This is a genomic window from Corynebacterium sp. Marseille-P4321 (assembly GCF_903645305.1).
In the GTDB taxonomy this organism is placed as follows: Bacteria; Actinomycetota; Actinomycetes; order Mycobacteriales; family Mycobacteriaceae; genus Corynebacterium.
In genome coordinates this window covers 343,423-359,051 of record NZ_CAHJXO010000003.1, presented here as the reverse complement: position 1 = coordinate 359,051, position 15,629 = coordinate 343,423, and the positions used below count along the sequence as shown (strand labels likewise).

Genomic DNA, 15,629 nt, shown 5'->3' with positions numbered 1-15,629 from the left:
GCCCAACTGTACGCTGTTGACTCATGAGTGCATTGAAAGACCAGATCCGCGCAGACCTCAAAGAAGCCATGAAGGCGAAGGAAAAGGAGCGCACCGGCACGATCCGCATGCTGCTCGCCGCGATCCAGACGGCGGAGACCGAGGGGTCGAAGCACGAGGTGGACGACGAGGAGATTCAGAAGATCATCGCGCGCGAAGTGAAGAAGCGCCGCGAATCCGCCGAGATTTACCAGACCAACGGGCGCGAGGACCTCGCCCAGGCAGAGTTGGGCGAGGCGGAGATCCTGGCTGGCTACCAGCCGAAGCAGCTCACCGACGAGGAGCTTGCATTACTTATCGACGAAGCCGTCGCCGAAACCGACGCCACCTCCATGGCCGACATGGGCAAAGTGATGAAGGCCGCGACCGCGAAGGCCGCGGGCCGCGCCGACGGCAAGCGCCTCTCCACCGCGGTGAAGGCGAAGCTGGCTTAGCTGAACACGTCCGCCAAGGCGTCGCGTGCCTCGCCCAGCGAGCGCTCGATGCCGCCGACGTCAATCGGGGGGTCCCAGGCGCGCCCGGGGAGCGGGCGGGAGCTCGGGGCTGAGGTGCCCGTGGGTGGCGTGGTGCCCGTGGTCGGTGCTGTGGATGTGCGCGCGCCGGAGCCGTCCGAGATGTTCAGCGTGATTACTGAGCCGGCAGAGAGGTTCGGGTCGCTCGGCACTGCGGAGACCACCGTGCCCGCCGGAGCGCCGTTGCCGAAGACGGTGGACACGGTGACGGTGAATCCCTGGGATTCCAACTGGGATTTCGCCGCGGTCTGGGTCATGCCCACCACCGCGTCGAGGGCCGCGCGCTTCGTGCCCTGTTGGTACACCTTGCTCGATTCCGGCAGGCCCGCGCCCGCCGCTCCCGGCACCCCGTTGGCCGCCTGGAACCAGATGTCGGCCGCCTCGTTGCCGCCGAAGAGGTCGCCGTTGCCGCACTGGCGCACCGGGCCGGTGCACAGCGGGCTGGTCTGCGTGCCGTCGTTGAAGATGTACGTCGCCGCAGCCATGCCCAGGTTGAAGCCTAAGAAGGCGGAGGACTGGTGGGATTCCGTGGTACCCGTCTTCGCGGCCACAGGAGAGGTCCATCCGTGGCGCTTCGCTGCTTCCTCGCCGGTGCCGTCCACCGCGTCCTTCGACATGCCGGCGGCGAGTGCTGCGGCGACCTCCGGGTCCACGGCTTGCTCGCACGCGGGGCGGTCGATGAACACCTGCTGGCCGCGCTCATCGGTGACGCTCTTAATCGGGTTCGGCTCGCACCAGCGCCCGTTGGACACCAGCGTGGCGCCTACGTTAGAAAGCTCCAAGGGGTTTACGGCCGTGGGGCCGAGCGTGAACGCGCCCATGTTCTCCTCCTTCGCCGCCTGCGCGATGGAGCGGCCATCGCCGAAGGAGTTCTCGTCCAGGTAGGAGCGCAGGCCCAAACGCACCGCGGTGTCCACCACGGGCGCCACTCCGGTCTGCTGGATCAGCTCGATGAACGTGGTGTTCGGCGATTGGGCGAGTGCGTCCTGGAGTGTCATGCGCGGGGCGTAGCTGCCGGCGTTTTCCACGCAGTACGCGCCGGGCGGGCAGCCGGCCGCGCCGCCGGTGCCCATGCCGTACACCTCGGAGCGCGCCGGGGTGTCCAGCATGGTGTCCAGGCCGTAGCCCTGGTCCAGCGCCACCGCGGCGGTGAAGATCTTGAACACGGAGCCCGCGCCGTTGCCCACCAGCGATGTCGGCTGCGGCATGATCGTCTGGCTCTGCTCCAGGTCCAGGCCGTAGTAGCGCGAGGACGCCATGGCCTGGATGTCGCGCGAATCCTGGCCCGGCTTGATCACATTCATCACGCCCGCCACGCCGTTGGTGTACGGGCTGACGTTGCCGCGCACCGCATTCACGGCCACCTCCTGCACCTGCGGGTCCAGGGTGGTGGTGATGGTGTAGGAGCCGCGCTCGATCTCCTCCTGCGGCAGACCCTTCGAGGCGAGGTATTCCAGGGCGTAGTCGCACATAAAGCCCGCGTCGCCGGCGGTGATGCAGCCCTCCGGAAGCGTCTTCGGTTTGTCCAAAATACCCAGCGGGGCGCCCGCCCACCGGTCGGCTTCCGTCTGCGGGATGTAGCCCTCTGCCGCCATGTTGTTCAGTACCACGTTGCGGCGGTGCACGGCCCCGTCCGGGTTGGTGTAGGGGTTTAGGCCCTCCACAGACTGTAGTAGCCCGACCAGGAGCGCGGCCTGCGCCGGGTTGAGCTCCTTGGCGCTGGTGTCGAAGTAGGTGCGCGCCGCGGCCTCGATGCCAAAGGCGTGGTTACCGAAGGACACGAGGTTCAAATAACGGGTGAGGATCTCGTCCTTTTCCAGCGTCTTGTTCAGATCGGAGGCCATGCGCATCTCGCGCAGCTTGCGCGGGATGGACTGCTCGGTGGCGGCTTTGGCCTCCTCCTCGTCGTCTGCCTCAATCAGCCAGAGGTAGTTCTTCACGTACTGCTGGTTGATGGTGGACGCGCCCTGTTCCACCCCGCCCGCGAGGATGTTCGTCACCAGCGCGCGGGCAAAGCCCTGCATGTCCACGCCCTCGTGCTCGTAGAAACGGCGGTCCTCCGTGGATACGAGTGCGTCTTTCGCGAACTGAGAGATGTCCTCGCTTTCCACCTCGTAGCGGCGCTGTTTGTAAATCCAGGCCAGGGGTTTGCCGTGAACGTCCGTGACGGTGGTTACCCCCGGCACCTCCCCGTGGGTGAGGTCGGCGAGGTTGGATTGCATGGTTTCGTCTGCGCGCGCAATTGCGGCCCCGCCAAGACCTGCGACGGGGGCGAGACACAGCGCGGTGGCAACTCCCGCCGCGAGCAGTGCAAGCAGCAGGTTTCCAAGGCTTTTCAGTGCGGACACGCTCTTACCTTAATTGACGTATTCGCCGTGGGGGAATAGCGCACTCCCCCCGTTATTGTGATCCATTCGACAAGTTTTGGGGGGTGTGATTACATCTACAGGTGGACGGCTAAGTATGCAGTTCGGTGAATAAAAGTGTCCGGAAGGAGCAGGATGATGACCACCACACTTCGCAACACGGTGCCCGCTACGCATAAGGCGGTAACCACGTCCCGCAAGTGCGATGCTTCCGGAACCCTCGTGTACGACCGTGGCGAGTGGGTCACCCAGGCGCAGTGCCGCGGCGGCGACCCAGACGCGCTCTTCGTGCGCGGTGCAGAGCAGCGTAAAGCGGCGGCCATCTGCCGCGCGTGCCCGGTGCTTATGCAGTGCCGCGCGGATGCGCTGGACAACCGCGTTGAGTTCGGCGTGTGGGGCGGGCTCACCGAGCGTCAGCGCCGCGCCGTACTGCGCAAGAACCCGCACGTCACCGACTGGGCTGCGCACCTCGCTTCGGGCGCTGAAGTGATCGGCCTGTAGGGCGCGGAATTTCGGTACTGTGGCGCCCATGAAGAAATGGGAATACGCCACGGTGCCACTGCTCACCCACGCAACGAAGCAGATTCTGGATTCTTGGGGCGAGGACGGTTGGGAACTCGTCGCCGTCACCCCGGGTCCGAACCCGGACAACGTTGTCGCATACATGAAGCGGGAGGCTGAGTAAATGGCACAGCAAGCACAGACTTGGACGGAGCGCCTCGCGGAGCTGGGCATCGAGCTGCCTGCCGTCGCGGCGCCGGTAGCCGCGTACGTTCCGGCTATCCGCGCAGGAAACCAGGTGTGGACTTCGGGCCAGTTGCCGTTCGCGAACGGTGAGCTTGCGGCCACCGGCAAGGTGGGCGCTGAAGTGCAGGCCGAGGATGCCGCGGGCTACGCGCGCCAGTGCATGCTCAACGCGCTTGCGGCAGTGGATGATCTTGTAGGTATCGACAACGTCGCCCGCGTGCTGAAAATCGTCGGTTTCGTGGCTTCCGATCCTGCGTTTAACGGCCAGCCTGCCGTGGTCAACGGCGCGTCCGAGCTGTTGCAGGAGATTTTCGGCGAGGCTGGGGCGCACGCACGTTCCGCCGTCGGCGTTGCGGCGTTGCCGCTCGACGCGCCGGTTGAGATTGAGCTTGTTGTGGAGCTGAAGGCCTAAGCGCCATTTGGGTGGGCAGTTGCTTATCGACGCTGCCGTGAATCGCGTATCGTTGAACCTATGCAGCATCCCGCTTACAGCCAATTGCGTCCAGTGACAACCTCCGCCGCGGTTGTGCTGGCGCCTAACCCCAGCTACGCGGCGCTCGAGGGGACTAACTCGTGGGTGATCCGCGGGCCGGAAGACGAATACAGCATTGTCGTCGATCCCGGCCCGGCGGATGAGGGGCACCTGAACGTCCTGCAGTCCAAGGCGGACAAGGTGGCGCTCACCCTGCTTACGCACCGCCACCACGACCACGCGGACGGCGCGGTGCGCTTCCGCCAGCTCACCGGCGCGCCGGTGCGTGCGTTCGACGCGCAGTACTCGCATGGCGCTGATGAGCTCGAAGACGGCGAGATTATCAAGGTTGACGGTGTCACCCCGCAGATCAAGGTGGTCTCTACCCCGGGGCACACCAGTGACTCGGTGTGCTTCTTCATCTACTCCGGTGAAGCGGATAACTCGGAGCTGGAGGGCATTATCACCGGCGACACGATCGCTGGCCGCCACACCACGATGATCTCCGAGACGGACGGCGACCTCGGTGCGTACATGGAGACCCTGGAGATGCTCGAGGAGAAGGGCAAGGACGTCAAGCTTCTGCCCGGCCACGGCCCGGAGGGCGATGACCTTTCCGCGTTTGCGCGCAAGTACATCGACCGGCGTAACCAGCGCCTCGACCAGATCCGCGGCGCGCTGAAGGAGCACGGTGAGAACGCGGATGTGAACACCATCGTGGATGCGATCTACGACGACGTGGATCCGGTGCTGCGCGGCGCCGCCGAGCAGTCCACCCGCGTGGCACTGCGCTACCTGCAGCGTTCCAACTAGCGCCACCCCAGTACAACCCCAGTACAACCCCAGTGCGCTCTAGCTCGACAGGACCGAGCGCACGAAAAAGGGCCGTTTTTCGGCGGAAGTCGAGAACAGGGGGTCGAACTAGCGGGCGCGGCGGGCGAGGTGCTCGGTGTCCACGATGAGCACGCTCTTGCCCTCCAGGCGGATCCAGCCACGGTGGGCGAAGGTGGCCAAGGCCTTGTTCACGGTCTCGCGCGACGCGCCCACCAGCTGAGCGATCTCTTCCTGTGTGAGGTCGTGGTTCACGCGCAGCGCGCCGCCCTCGTGGGTGCCGAAGCGGTTGGCCAGCTGAAGCAACGTCTTGGCTACGCGGCCGGGCACGTCGGTAAAGATAAGGTCAGCCAGCGACGCATTGGTGCGGCGCAGGCGGCGGGCCAGCACGCGGAGAAGCTGCTGGGAGATCTCCGGATGATTGTCGATCCAGGTGCGCAGCATGGTGGAGTCCATCGTCGCCGCGGTGACGTCGGTGACGCAGATGGCTGAGGAGGTGCGCGGGCCCGGGTCGAAGATGGACAGCTCGCCGAACATGTCGGACGGGCCCATCACGGAAAGCAGGTTCTCGCGGCCGTCGGGGGCGTGGCGGGCGAGCTTCACTTTGCCGTCGATGATGATGTAGAGGCGGTCGCCGGGCTCGCCCTCGTCGAAAATAGTGCTGCCCTTGGGGAACTTCACGGTCTCCATTTCGCCGATCAGCGCGGAGACCGCGTCCGAGTCGACCCCCTGAAAGATGCCGGCGCGGGCGAGGGTGTCCTGTACGCCTTCCATTCGTCCTCCTCTAACGGGTGCCGTGGCTTTGGTCACCAAAAGTAATTTTCGGTGTGACCGTCACACTGGTGACCACACTGGCCACGAACTTTACCATCATGGCGACCCGGCGGGCAGGAATTGCCCAATCCTTAAGTGACGTTTAGCGGGTGCCCTCCACCACGCGTGTTTCCATCCGCTCCATCAGGAGGGGAAACGCGCCGAGCACGAGCGGGATGAGCGCCACGAGAACCACAGTCATGAATGCCATTCTAGGCCCCGCCCCGATACCATGGCTTTTATGCCCGAATCCCTCACACCCGTAAAGCGACGCCGCCCAGGATCCCACCCGGCGGCGAAAGGGCGCGAGACGGAGCTGGGGCGCACCCGCCGGGCCCGTCGCATCAACCGCACGCTCGCCGCGGCGTTCCCCGACGCGCACGCGGAGCTGGATTTCACCAACCCGCTCGAGCTGCTCGTGGCCACCGTGCTCTCCGCGCAGACCACCGACGCGCGGGTGAACCAAGTCACCCCAGAACTGTTCGCCCGCTACACCACCGCGGAGGCCTACGCCACGGCGGAGCAGGCGGATGTGGAGGAGATTATCCGCTCCGCCGGGTTCTACCGCTCGAAGGCGAAGAACCTGATCGGGCTGGGGCAGAAGTTGGTGGCGGAGTACGGCGGCGAGGTGCCGGAGAAACTGGAGGACCTAGTCACGCTGCCGGGGGTGGGGCGCAAGACGGCGCACGTGGTGCGCGGCAACGCGTTCGGCATGCCGGGGCTGACGGTAGACACGCACTTCCAGCGCCTGGTGGGCCGCCTCATGCTCACTGAGGAGACGGACCCGGTGAAAATCGAGCACGCCATCGCGGAGTTGATTCAGCGCAGCGAGTGGACGATGTTTTCGCACCGCATCATCTTCCACGGCCGCCGCGTGTGCCACGCACGCAAGCCGGCTTGCGGCGCGTGCCCGATCGCGTTCGATTGCCCCAGCTTCGGCGCGGGCCCGACGGAGCCGGGTGAGGCGGCGGCGTTGGTCACGGGCGAGGAACGCGAACACATTCTGGAGATGGTTGAGGGATGAAGAAGTCGATCTGGGTAAGCGTCGTCGCGCTCGTTGCGGTGACGGTGTTGGTGATCGTGGGGGCAATCACATTGCTTAGCGACGGCTCCGCGGAGCCATCCGCATCTCCCGAGACGACGAGTGCCTCTGGGGTGGCGGGGAAGGCACCGGGAGGCGTCGATAAGCAATTGCCCCGATTCGATGTCGCCGCACGACCCGACTGCCCGGCCGGCGGCGTGGGCGGGTTCGATCTGCCGTGCCTCGGCGGGGAAACCACCGAGCAGGAGCGGGCGGATGTGACCGTGGCGGTGGTGTGGGCGTACTGGTGCCCGCCGTGCCGCGAGGAGCTGGGCATGATCGACGAGTTTGCCGCGGCGCACCCGGAATGGGAGGTGCTCGGCGTGCATTCCGACCCGAACGCTGCGGCGGGCGCAGACCTACTCAACGAGCTGGGGGTTAAGATGCGCAGCTACCAGGACGACGCGGGCAAATTCGCCGGGCTGCTGGGCCTGCCGCCGGTGGTGCCGGTGACGGTGGTGTTTGCCCAGGGGGCTCCTGTGGGCATCTTCCCGGACACGTTCACCAGCCCGGAAGACCTCGAAGCCGCGGTGGAAAGCGTGATCTAGATGGCCGACGTGCAGCTGCGGCCCGAGGCGGCGCCCGATTGGCTCGCGCCGCTGGTGCGCGCGCTTGAGCGGGGCGAAGAGGCGAGTATCACCCGCCAGCTGCTGGCCACCCGCGTGCGCCAGAAGGAAGGCAAAGACCAGGCGGCGGTGCTGATCTGCTTCACCGGCGAGCGGCTCGAGGATGCAGCGGTGCTGATTACGCACCGCACCCCGACAATGCGCAGCCACTCCGGGCAGATGGCGTTTCCCGGCGGGCACATTGACGCCACCGACGCCGGGCCGGTCGACGCAGCACTTCGCGAGGCGGAGGAGGAGACCGGCCTGGCGCGCGAGCGTGTCGTGCCGCTTACGCTCATGCAGGCCGCCACCACGGGCGGGTCGAACAGGCGGGTGCGCCCCGTGGTGGCGTACGCGCCGCGCCCGGGTGAGGTGTATTCGGCGAGCCCGAACGAGAACGACGACGTGTTTTTCGTGCCGCTGGCGGAGCTCGTGAACCCGGAAAACCGTGAGAACGTCTCCTGGCACGGCTGGGTGGGGCCGGCGTTTTGGGCGGGTTGCTACTTGGTGTGGGGCTTTACTGGCGTGCTCGTGGCGGTGGTGCTGGAGCTCGGCGGGTGGGCCAAGCCGTGGGACGAGCGCCCGCGCGACCTTGCGGAGGCGCTCGAGCGTTCCTGCAACAACGAGCAGTAGCGCGGCTGTAACATCTCCCCGGTGATGTGGATGCCCATTGTGATTGACGTGCTCATTGTCGCCATCGTCGTCGGCGCGTTCGTCGGCGGCTGGCGCCAGGGCGCGTTTTCGTCCGTGGTGTCTGCGGTGGGCATCATCGCCGGGCTGATCGTGGGCTTGGCGTTCGCCCCGCCGCTGCTGCAGCTGGCCGACACGCAGCTCGCCCGCGTTGTGCTGCTGTTCGGCGTGGTGGTGGCGTTCGTGGGCTTGGGCAACGTGGTGGGGGTGACCATCGGCGCGAACTTCCGCGATTCGGTGCGCGGCCGCGGCGCGCGCCGGGTGGACTCGGTGCTTGGTGCGCTGTTCCAGTCGGTGGCTGTGGGGTTGGTGGTGTGGTTTATCTCCATCCCGCTCGCAGCGTCGATGCCAGGCATGCTTGGCGACGGGGTGCGCCACTCCCGGGTGCTCGGCGGCATCGACGCCGCCACACCGGACGCGGCCGCCCAGCTGCCGGCGAAGTTCGCCGCGCTTCTCGACGAATCCGGCCTGCCCCCACTCGTCTCGCCCTTCCAGTCCCCGCGCGGCGCTGAGGTGGCCGCGCCCGACGAGGCTGCGTTGGACCCGGCGGTGGTGGAGAAGTTCCGCCCCAGCGTGGTGCACGTGATGGGCGATGCGGAGTCCTGCCGGCGCCGCCTGATGGGCTCCGGCTTCGTGGTGGCCGAAGACTACGTGCTGACCAACGCGCACGTGGTGGCGGGCACCGAGCGGGTGGCGCTGGATACCGCGGTGGGCGTCAAACCGGCGGAGGTGGTGCTCTACGACCCGGATACCGACATCGCGGTGTTGCACTCCGACCAGCTGGGCCTCCCGGAGATCCCGTGGGCCAACGAGCGGCTGCGCCAGGGCGACGACGCGGTGGTGATGGGCTACCCCGAGTCCGGCCCGTTCGAGGCGGCTCCGGCGCGCATCCGCGGCGTGATGCACATCGCGGGCCCGGACATTTACACCACGGGGCGCGTGGAGCGGGAGGCCTACACCATCCGCGGCGATATCCGCCAGGGCAACTCCGGCGGCCCGCTGCTCACCCCGGCCGGTGAGGTAGCCGGGGTGATCTTCGGGGCTTCGATGGACACCCTAGAAACGGGTTACGCGCTGACTGCACGTCAGGTGCAGCAGCGCGTAGGGGATGTAACGCAGCTAGCGCGGCCCGTGGATACGGGCGCGTGCGTTACCGGGTAACAGCGGTGGAGCCGCCGGTGGTGCGGTTGGTGCCGTTGGTGCGGACCTCGGTGACGCGGGAGTTGCGCTCCGGCTGAGTACGGGTCTCGGTACGGGTCGGCACGGTGCGGGTTTCGGTACGGGTCTCAGTGCGGGTGGTCTGAGCGCGCGGCGCGGCGGTGCCCGGGCCGGTGTACAGGCCGGACTCGTTCTTGTTCAGGTTGCGCTGCGCTTCGCCCGGCTTGAGGTTCTTCAGCTCGCCGACGCTGTCGATGGTGCGCTTCGGGCCCTTGATCTTCTTCATCTTCTTAAAGCCCATGAACGCGGTCAGGCCGGACAGGGCGAGCATGATGAGGAACACGATGAGGAACGCCCAGCCGCGGTGCATCCAGCTCGCCAGCATCTCAGCAAGGGCGAAGAAGAGGAAGAAGGTGGAGTACAGGGCGATCACGCCTGCCACGGCGAACATGCCGCCGCCGATGGCGCCCTTCTTCGCCTCGCCGATCATCTCGGTCTTGGCCAGCTCGATCTCGCTGCGCACGAGGGTGGAAACCTGCTCCGTAGCGTTCGAGATCAGCGTGCCGATGGAGTCCTGCCCGGGGCGGGTGGTGTCGCTGTCGCGGAGGGGGATGGAGTCTACCTTCGCGGAAACTGCGGTCGTTCCGCTGGTGTACAGACCGTCTTTACTCACTTTGTCTCACCTTCCTGGGTGTCGTTTATCCCAAATAACACTAGCTACAACTTTACTGTTATGCCCAACACATGCCCGGAGAGCGCAAAAAACGATGTGAAAAAGATGCGAAAAAACGCGTGTTTTTCTCCGTAGTATGCGGGGGCATGAAGGTGTTGCGGAAGATCGGGCAGTACGTGGCGGAGTTCGCGCTTACGGTGGCGATCTTCGTGGTGCTGGTGATGTTCATGCGCGATGTCAACGAGCACCGTTTCCCCGCGATAGCGTCCGGCGGCGTGTCGCCAGCGGACAAATCTGCCTACGCCACCGGCGAGGGGGTGCGCGCCATCGAGGGCGATTACCTCAACGGCTTCCACTTCAGGCCGGAGGTAAAGAGGCACGAGGGGGTGGTTGTGGTCTTCGGCGGTTCGGAGGGTAGTCCCAACTTCGACACGGCGCAGATGCTTTACGACGATGGCCACGAAGTGTTGAGCCTGTTCTTCTTCGGCCAGCCGAACCAGGCGCCGGCGCTATCCCGCGTGCCGCTCGAGCAGTTTGATGAGGTGCGCGCTTATATCGACGAGCACGTGCCCGGCGGCCCGGTGACCGTGCTGGGGGCGTCGAAGGGCGCGGAGCTCGCGCTCTTGCTCGCGGCCCACGGGTTCGAAGTGGACAACGTGGTGGCGTACGCGCCGGCGCACTACTCCTACTCGGGCCTGGATTTCTCCAGCTGGGAGGACGCGCCCTCGTTCACGCTGCGCGGCGAGGACGTCCCGTACGCCTCCATTCGGGACGCGTCCTGGCTCACCGGCATGCGGGTCGGCTGGCAAACGATAACGAAGTACCCCGTGTCCTACCGCGCAACCTATGAGCAGGCGGTCGAGGCCGCGGACGATGCCGCGCGCATCGACCTTTCCGGCTTCGGCGGCAACGTGCTGCTCTTCGCGGGCCAAGACGATCGCATGTGGCAGTCGGAGGTGGCGGCGGACACTTTAGCGTCGATAAGCAACCGCTTCGAAGCGCGCGTTTTCCCCGACGCCGGGCACGCGTTCATCCCTGATGGCGAGGAGCGCGGCGCGGGGTGGGAACGCCAGCTCGGCGGCACGGCCGAGGGGAACCGGGCGGCGCTGCGCGAGTCTGACGAGCTGCTGCTTCAGCGCTTGCGCGAGTGGCACTAGCTAGGCTGAGCGCTTGTCGCGCATGGAACGCGCGATGGCCACCCCCACCGCGGCGACTGCGGTCACGCCCGCGAGCACACCCGCGCCGATGGTCACCTCGCGCGCATTCGGTACCTGCACCAGCGGCTCCGGGTTTTTAAAGCTTCGGACCTGCCAGTCGTTGGCGACGGCGTGCTTCTTCAACGCACGGTCCGGGTTCACCGCCACCGGGTGGCCCACCAGCTCGAGCATCGGGATGTCTGTGGCGGAATCAGAGTAGGCGTAGGAAGCCTCTAAGTCGTAGCCCGCCTCTGCGACGCACTCGCGCACCGCGTCGGCCTTCGCGTCGCCCTTGAGGTAGCGGGTCACACGCCCGGTAAGCGCGCCGTTTTCCACCTCCAGCTCCGTGGCCACCACGTTGTCGATGCCCAGCTCGCGCGCGATCGGCTCCACCAGGATGCGCGCGGAGGCGGAGATGATGGTCACCTCGTGGCCCTGCTTGCGGTGCCAGTCGATGAGCTCGCGCGCCTCGGCGTAGATGGCGGGGGTGACCACGGTGCGCATCGCGTCCGCGGTGATGCGCTCGACGTCTTCGACGTCCCAGCCTTCGATCATGCGCGCGAGTGTGTCGCGCGTGGTGTCCATCTTCTCGCTGGATTGGCCCACCAGCATGTAGGCGGCCTTGGTGCGGTAGATCTCGAAGGCTTCCTGGCGGCTGATCAGGCCGTTGGAGAGGAACTCTCGGCCGTACGCGAACGCGGACGACGTGGCAATGATCGTCTTGTCCAAGTCGAAAAACGCCGCGACTGGGCGTTCGCGTGTGGGCCGGTTCATGGGTGTGAAGTGTAGTCAATGCTGGGCTGGCGTGTTACCTGTGTGACGGGAGTGGCAAGTTATCCACAGAAGTTTGTTAGAGCGTCAACAAAAACGGGGGTTTATCCACAGAAAATTTGAGGGGGTCTTGTTTCGTTCGTTTCGGCCCGCCACGCTTACGGCCATGGAACTGAAACCACCACCCACACTCGCCGGCGGGCCCATCGTTGTCGCAGTTGAGGACGCCGCGCTGCACCCCGAGGCGGTGCACCTCGCCGCCGCCACCGGCCGCCAAGTCATCGACGCCGCCGATAGCGCCCAGCTCGCCCGCTACGCGCCGCAGGCATTCGCAGTGCTTATCGACGCCTCCCGGGCCCTGACCATCCCACCAGCCCCCAACGTGTTCACCGTGGGCCACGGCGTGGACGCGCTCGCGCCCGGCACCTTCGTCCTGCCCGAGCAGGCGGCCGACCTGCTGGGTGCGATAGGAAAGCTAGCGCTCTCCGGGGGCGTGCCCACACGCGCCGGGCGCGTCGTTGCCGTGGTGGGCGCTTCCGGGGGCGCGGGCGCATCCGTCACTGCGGCGGCGATCAGCAGGGCCGCGGCGCAGCACGACACGGTGACGCTCATCGACGCGAACCGGCTCTCCGGCGGGCTCGACCTGTTGCTGGGCATCGAGCACGAACCCGGCGCCCGGTGGGGCGAGATCGCGGTGGGGGAGGGTGCCATCGCCCGCGAAGACATCCGCCGCGCACTACCCTCCACCGGCGACCGGATTGCGGTGCTCACGTTCTCCCGTGCGGCGGTGGGCGAGCAGCATCGCCTCGGCGCGGAGGAACTTGGGCGCGTGGTGGAGGCTGTCTCCACCGAGGGCGTGACCGTGGTGGACACCTCACCTGCGCTCATACCGCCGCGCTGCGACCTCGCCGTGATTGTGCTGCGCCCCGAGCTGCGCGCGGCGGCCGCGGCGAGCAGGCTGGTCGCCGAGTGCAACGCCGCGGGGTTGCCGAGCGCGCTCATCGTGCGGGAGAACAACTGGTCGGCGCTTACCGACGCCGAAATCGAGCACACTACCCGCTCCCGCGTACTCACCCGGGTGCGCGACGTGCGCGCGCTCACGCAGACAGTGGAACGCTCCGGGTTGCCCGCGCGCTTGCCGCGCCACCTCGCCCGTGCGGCCGAAACCGTGCTGGGGGAGGTGGCGTAAATGGATACCGCAGACCTCATCGCGCGCGTGCAGCGCCGCCTAGCGGACGAGCCCGCCTCCCCGGACCCGGCCCGCGTCGCCGCCATCATTAGAGAGGAAGCGGTGGTGATCAGCGACATCGGGGTGCTCGACGTGATGCGCAAGCTTCGCGACGACACCACCGGCGCCGGACCCCTCGAGCAACTGCTCGCCGACCCGGCCGTCACCGATATCTGCGTCAACGGTGCCGACGCCGTCTTCGTGGACACCGGCAGCGGCCTCGAGCGCAGCCCGCTCACCTTTGAATCGGAGGCTGCTGTGCGCCGACTGGCCACCCGGCTGGCGGCCGGCTGCGGGCGCAGGCTTGACGACGCCCGCCCGTACTGTGACGGCCACATCACCCGCGCCGACGGCACCCTGCTGCGCTTCCACGCCCTGCTCGCACCCACTGCGCAGGCCGGCACGTGCATCTCGCTTCGCGTGCTGCGCACCGCTTCCGCCACCCTGGAGGACCTGGTGGAGCGCGGCAGCTTGGGGGAGGAAACGGCTGCGGTGCTGCGCGGAGTCGTCGATAAGCGCAAAGCGTTCGTGGTGGCGGGCGGTACCGGCTCCGGTAAAACCACGCTGCTCTCCGCGCTGCTTGCGCAGGTGGCGCCCACCGAGCGAATCATCGCGATTGAGGACACGCTCGAGCTCACTCCAGCGCACCCGCACGTGGTGAACCTCACCTCGCGCGGCGCGAACGCCGAGGGTACGGGCGAGATCACCATCGCAGACCTCGTGCGCCAATCACTGCGCATGCGCCCGGACCGGATCGTGGTCGGAGAGATCCGCGGGGCCGAGGTGGTCGACCTCCTCGCCGCGCTGAACACCGGCCACGACGGCGGCGCAGGCACGCTGCACGCCAATTCCATCGATGAGGTACCGGCTCGCTTCGAGGCGCTCGCCGCCCTCGGAGGCATGGATCGCGCGGCGCTGCACGCGCAGCTCGCCGCCGCCATCGACGTGGTTGTGGTGGTGAAACGCCGCCGCGACGGCACCCGGTTCGTGCACCAGATCGGGGTGCTCGAGGGCGAGCCCGTGCGCGCACGGGTGCTTTGGGACGCCGAGCGCGGCGCCCTCGACGGGTTCGAGGAGCTTGCGTCATGAGCCCGCTGTTTGCTGTCGCCGCCGCCCTATCCGCGGCCGTCACCGCCCCGCCGCCCGCTAGGCGCGCCACCGTGGCCGAGGTGCGCCCCCCGAATGCCGGTGTCATTCCACTGCTCGTGGGCCCGGTGGTGCTGGCTGCCTTGGTGTTCGACCGGGCCAGCCTGGTGCTCGCATTCGCCTCCGCGGCGGCCACCGCGCTGCACCAGTTCGAGCTGAGGCGCCGGGAGAAAGCCGACGCCCGGCGCGGGGAGGCGGCAGCTGCGCTGCTCGGGCACCTCGCCGCCGGAATGGAGGCCGGGCTCACCCTGCCGCAGGCGCTTGAGCGCTGCGCCCAGCAGCTGCCGGAAGATGCGCCGCGGGAGCTGGCCCGCGATGCCGCGCACATGGCGCATCAGGCCCGCGGCGGCGAATCGTTCGACGCGGCCACGCCTGAGCTGTCGCGGGTGGCCACTCTCATTGGCGTTTCCTCACGCTACGGGGTGCCCGCCGCCAGCCTGGTCGCCGCCGCACGCGACGAGCTGGACCACGCCCGGCGCCACCGCGCTGCCACCACTGCCTCGCTTGCGGGTCCGCGCACCACCGCGCTCGTTCTGGCGGCGCTGCCGCTTGCCGGCATCGCCATGGGTGTCGCGATGGGCGCAAATCCCGTGGGGTTCCTTACCGGCGGGGGAGTAGGCGGGGTGCTGCTCGTCGTGGGCACCGCGCTGGTGTGCGCCGGGGTGGAAGTCTCCGGCCAGATCATCCGGAGGGCAACGCGATGAGCATTTGGGTCCCCGCAGCACTCGCGGCCGCAGCGTTCGCCGTAGCGCCGACCGCCCCGCACCACCGGGTCCGCGCCCAGCCCGTCACGCCGTCGATCACCCCTCGCGACGGCCCCCGGGATGGCCCCCGGGATGGCCCGGCCTGGGCCGATCCGCAGCGTGCCGCCAGCGATATCACCCTGTTCGCCGCGTGCTTCCGCGCCGGCCTGCCTCTCCCCTCGGCGGCTGGGGCGGTGGCCGACACGCACGGGGTGGCGCGCAGCCCCTGGCGCACCGTAACGGCGCTGTCGGCGCTCGGCGCCCCACCGGAGCGGGCATGGACCGAGCTGCATACCGTCCCAGGCGGGGAAGCGCTGGCCAGCCTGGTCACCATGTCTGATGCATCCGGCACCGCAATTGTCGACGGCTGCCGCCGCATCGCTGCGGAACTCCAGGCAGACGCCGCCGACCGCGCCAAAGCGAAGGCGGAACGCGCCGGGGTGCTTATCGCGATCCCGCTTACCGCGTTCTTCCTTCCGGCGTTTTTCGTCCTGGGTCTCGCGCCGGTGGTAATCAGCCTCGGCGCGAACCTCATCTAAGTAATCGCACTTGAACTCA

Annotated in this window: 17 protein-coding genes and 1 pseudogene; 14 read left to right on the top strand and 4 right to left on the bottom strand. The window is 67.5% G+C overall.

The window, feature by feature from the left end; all coding sequences use genetic code 11:
- The first annotated feature begins 23 nt into the window (after positions 1-23).
- Positions 24-473 carry a GatB/YqeY domain-containing protein gene (locus HWX32_RS10140; RefSeq protein WP_175935752.1) on the top strand — a complete coding sequence of 150 codons (450 nt, stop codon included), beginning with the start codon at positions 24-26 and terminating at the stop codon, positions 471-473.
- Here HWX32_RS10140 and HWX32_RS10135 read toward each other — a convergent pair.
- Positions 470-2,899 (bottom strand): transglycosylase domain-containing protein, encoded by a 2,430-nt coding sequence (locus HWX32_RS10135; RefSeq protein ID WP_175935751.1) that lies wholly within the window; start codon positions 2,897-2,899, stop codon positions 470-472. The two genes, HWX32_RS10140 and HWX32_RS10135, sit on opposite strands and share 4 nt — an antisense overlap.
- Positions 2,900-3,055: 156 nt before the next feature.
- Between HWX32_RS10135 and HWX32_RS10130 the strand changes: the two genes are divergently transcribed.
- From HWX32_RS10130 to HWX32_RS10115, 4 genes are read left to right on the top strand one after another with little or no spacing between them, the layout of a single operon-like run.
- A complete protein-coding gene (locus HWX32_RS10130) occupies positions 3,056-3,418 on the top strand; it encodes a WhiB family transcriptional regulator (RefSeq protein WP_175935750.1) in 363 nt (120 codons plus the stop codon).
- A gap of 28 nt (positions 3,419-3,446) precedes the next feature.
- Positions 3,447-3,602 (top strand): DUF4177 domain-containing protein, encoded by a 156-nt coding sequence (locus tag HWX32_RS10125; RefSeq protein WP_121509112.1) that lies wholly within the window; start codon positions 3,447-3,449, stop codon positions 3,600-3,602.
- Positions 3,603-4,076 carry a RidA family protein gene (locus tag HWX32_RS10120; protein WP_175935749.1) on the top strand — a complete coding sequence of 158 codons (474 nt, stop codon included), beginning with the start codon at positions 3,603-3,605 and terminating at the stop codon, positions 4,074-4,076.
- A gap of 60 nt (positions 4,077-4,136) precedes the next feature.
- Positions 4,137-4,949 carry an MBL fold metallo-hydrolase gene (locus HWX32_RS10115; protein ID WP_175935748.1) on the top strand — a complete coding sequence of 271 codons (813 nt, stop codon included), beginning with the start codon at positions 4,137-4,139 and terminating at the stop codon, positions 4,947-4,949.
- 108 nt (positions 4,950-5,057) lie between these two features.
- On the opposite strand, the gene glxR is transcribed toward HWX32_RS10115, so the two are convergent.
- Complete coding sequence (glxR, locus tag HWX32_RS10110; protein ID WP_075469084.1) at positions 5,058-5,741, bottom strand: CRP-like cAMP-activated global transcriptional regulator GlxR; 684 nt, start codon at positions 5,739-5,741, stop codon at positions 5,058-5,060.
- A gap of 280 nt (positions 5,742-6,021) precedes the next feature.
- On the opposite strand from glxR, the gene nth reads away from it, so the two are divergent.
- Genes nth through HWX32_RS10090 form a run of 4 tightly spaced genes read left to right on the top strand, consistent with a single transcriptional unit; the run spans position 6,022 to position 9,317 of the window.
- A complete protein-coding gene (gene nth / locus HWX32_RS10105) occupies positions 6,022-6,804 on the top strand; it encodes an endonuclease III (RefSeq protein WP_175935747.1) in 783 nt (260 codons plus the stop codon).
- On the top strand, positions 6,801-7,409 hold the full coding sequence (locus tag HWX32_RS10100) for a TlpA disulfide reductase family protein (protein WP_175935746.1): 609 nt from the start codon (positions 6,801-6,803) through the stop codon (positions 7,407-7,409). The genes nth and HWX32_RS10100 overlap by 4 nt, the downstream gene beginning before the upstream one ends.
- The gene (locus HWX32_RS10095; RefSeq protein WP_175935745.1) at positions 7,410-8,099 is read left to right on the top strand and encodes a CoA pyrophosphatase; all 690 of its coding nucleotides are present in this window, start codon (positions 7,410-7,412) and stop codon (positions 8,097-8,099) included.
- 24 nt (positions 8,100-8,123) lie between these two features.
- The gene (locus HWX32_RS10090; RefSeq protein WP_175935873.1) at positions 8,124-9,317 is read left to right on the top strand and encodes a MarP family serine protease; all 1,194 of its coding nucleotides are present in this window, start codon (positions 8,124-8,126) and stop codon (positions 9,315-9,317) included.
- A gap of 169 nt (positions 9,318-9,486) precedes the next feature.
- Here HWX32_RS10090 and HWX32_RS10085 read toward each other — a convergent pair.
- Positions 9,487-9,987, bottom strand: a pseudogene (locus HWX32_RS10085) (phage holin family protein); the annotation flags it as partial.
- 146 nt (positions 9,988-10,133) lie between these two features.
- Here HWX32_RS10085 and HWX32_RS10080 point away from each other — a divergent pair.
- Positions 10,134-11,144 carry an acyl-CoA thioester hydrolase/BAAT C-terminal domain-containing protein gene (locus HWX32_RS10080; RefSeq protein WP_175935744.1) on the top strand — a complete coding sequence of 337 codons (1,011 nt, stop codon included), beginning with the start codon at positions 10,134-10,136 and terminating at the stop codon, positions 11,142-11,144.
- On the opposite strand, the gene HWX32_RS10075 is transcribed toward HWX32_RS10080, so the two are convergent.
- On the bottom strand, positions 11,145-11,957 hold the full coding sequence (locus HWX32_RS10075; protein ID WP_175935743.1) for an HAD family phosphatase: 813 nt from the start codon (positions 11,955-11,957) through the stop codon (positions 11,145-11,147). It abuts the gene before it with no gap.
- A 163-nt stretch (positions 11,958-12,120) separates the two neighbouring features.
- Between HWX32_RS10075 and ssd the strand changes: the two genes are divergently transcribed.
- From ssd to HWX32_RS10055, 4 genes are read left to right on the top strand one after another with little or no spacing between them, the layout of a single operon-like run.
- Positions 12,121-13,143, top strand: a complete 1,023-nt coding sequence (ssd, locus tag HWX32_RS10070; RefSeq protein ID WP_175935742.1) for a septum site-determining protein Ssd — start codon at positions 12,121-12,123, stop codon at positions 13,141-13,143.
- Positions 13,144-14,271, top strand: a complete 1,128-nt coding sequence (locus HWX32_RS10065; protein WP_175935741.1) for a TadA family conjugal transfer-associated ATPase — start codon at positions 13,144-13,146, stop codon at positions 14,269-14,271.
- Positions 14,268-15,032, top strand: a complete 765-nt coding sequence (locus HWX32_RS10060) for a type II secretion system F family protein (RefSeq protein ID WP_175935740.1) — start codon at positions 14,268-14,270, stop codon at positions 15,030-15,032. Before HWX32_RS10065 ends, HWX32_RS10060 begins: the two co-directional genes overlap by 4 nt.
- Positions 15,029-15,610: a type II secretion system F family protein gene (locus HWX32_RS10055; protein ID WP_175935739.1), complete on the top strand. Its 582-nt coding sequence runs from the start codon at positions 15,029-15,031 to the stop codon at positions 15,608-15,610. Before HWX32_RS10060 ends, HWX32_RS10055 begins: the two co-directional genes overlap by 4 nt.
- Positions 15,611-15,629 lie beyond the last annotated feature (19 nt).

Bases quoted from the DNA above. Each gene is read 5' to 3' on its own strand.
- HWX32_RS10140 (WP_175935752.1), top strand. From the start codon at position 24: ATGAGTGCATTGAAAGACCAGATCCGCGCAGACCTCAAAGAAGCCATG.
- HWX32_RS10130 (WP_175935750.1), top strand. From the start codon at position 3,056: ATGACCACCACACTTCGCAACACGGTGCCCGCTACGCATAAGGCGGTA.
- HWX32_RS10125 (WP_121509112.1), top strand. From the start codon at position 3,447: ATGAAGAAATGGGAATACGCCACGGTGCCACTGCTCACCCACGCAACG.
- HWX32_RS10120 (WP_175935749.1), top strand. From the start codon at position 3,603: ATGGCACAGCAAGCACAGACTTGGACGGAGCGCCTCGCGGAGCTGGGC.
- HWX32_RS10115 (WP_175935748.1), top strand. From the start codon at position 4,137: ATGCAGCATCCCGCTTACAGCCAATTGCGTCCAGTGACAACCTCCGCC.
- glxR (WP_075469084.1), bottom strand. From the start codon at position 5,741: ATGGAAGGCGTACAGGACACCCTCGCCCGCGCCGGCATCTTTCAGGGG.
- nth (WP_175935747.1), top strand. From the start codon at position 6,022: ATGCCCGAATCCCTCACACCCGTAAAGCGACGCCGCCCAGGATCCCAC.
- HWX32_RS10100 (WP_175935746.1), top strand. From the start codon at position 6,801: ATGAAGAAGTCGATCTGGGTAAGCGTCGTCGCGCTCGTTGCGGTGACG.
- HWX32_RS10095 (WP_175935745.1), top strand. From the start codon at position 7,410: ATGGCCGACGTGCAGCTGCGGCCCGAGGCGGCGCCCGATTGGCTCGCG.
- HWX32_RS10090 (WP_175935873.1), top strand. From the start codon at position 8,124: ATGTGGATGCCCATTGTGATTGACGTGCTCATTGTCGCCATCGTCGTC.
- HWX32_RS10080 (WP_175935744.1), top strand. From the start codon at position 10,134: ATGAAGGTGTTGCGGAAGATCGGGCAGTACGTGGCGGAGTTCGCGCTT.
- HWX32_RS10075 (WP_175935743.1), bottom strand. From the start codon at position 11,957: ATGAACCGGCCCACACGCGAACGCCCAGTCGCGGCGTTTTTCGACTTG.
- ssd (WP_175935742.1), top strand. From the start codon at position 12,121: ATGGAACTGAAACCACCACCCACACTCGCCGGCGGGCCCATCGTTGTC.
- HWX32_RS10065 (WP_175935741.1), top strand. From the start codon at position 13,144: ATGGATACCGCAGACCTCATCGCGCGCGTGCAGCGCCGCCTAGCGGAC.
- HWX32_RS10060 (WP_175935740.1), top strand. From the start codon at position 14,268: ATGAGCCCGCTGTTTGCTGTCGCCGCCGCCCTATCCGCGGCCGTCACC.
- HWX32_RS10055 (WP_175935739.1), top strand. From the start codon at position 15,029: ATGAGCATTTGGGTCCCCGCAGCACTCGCGGCCGCAGCGTTCGCCGTA.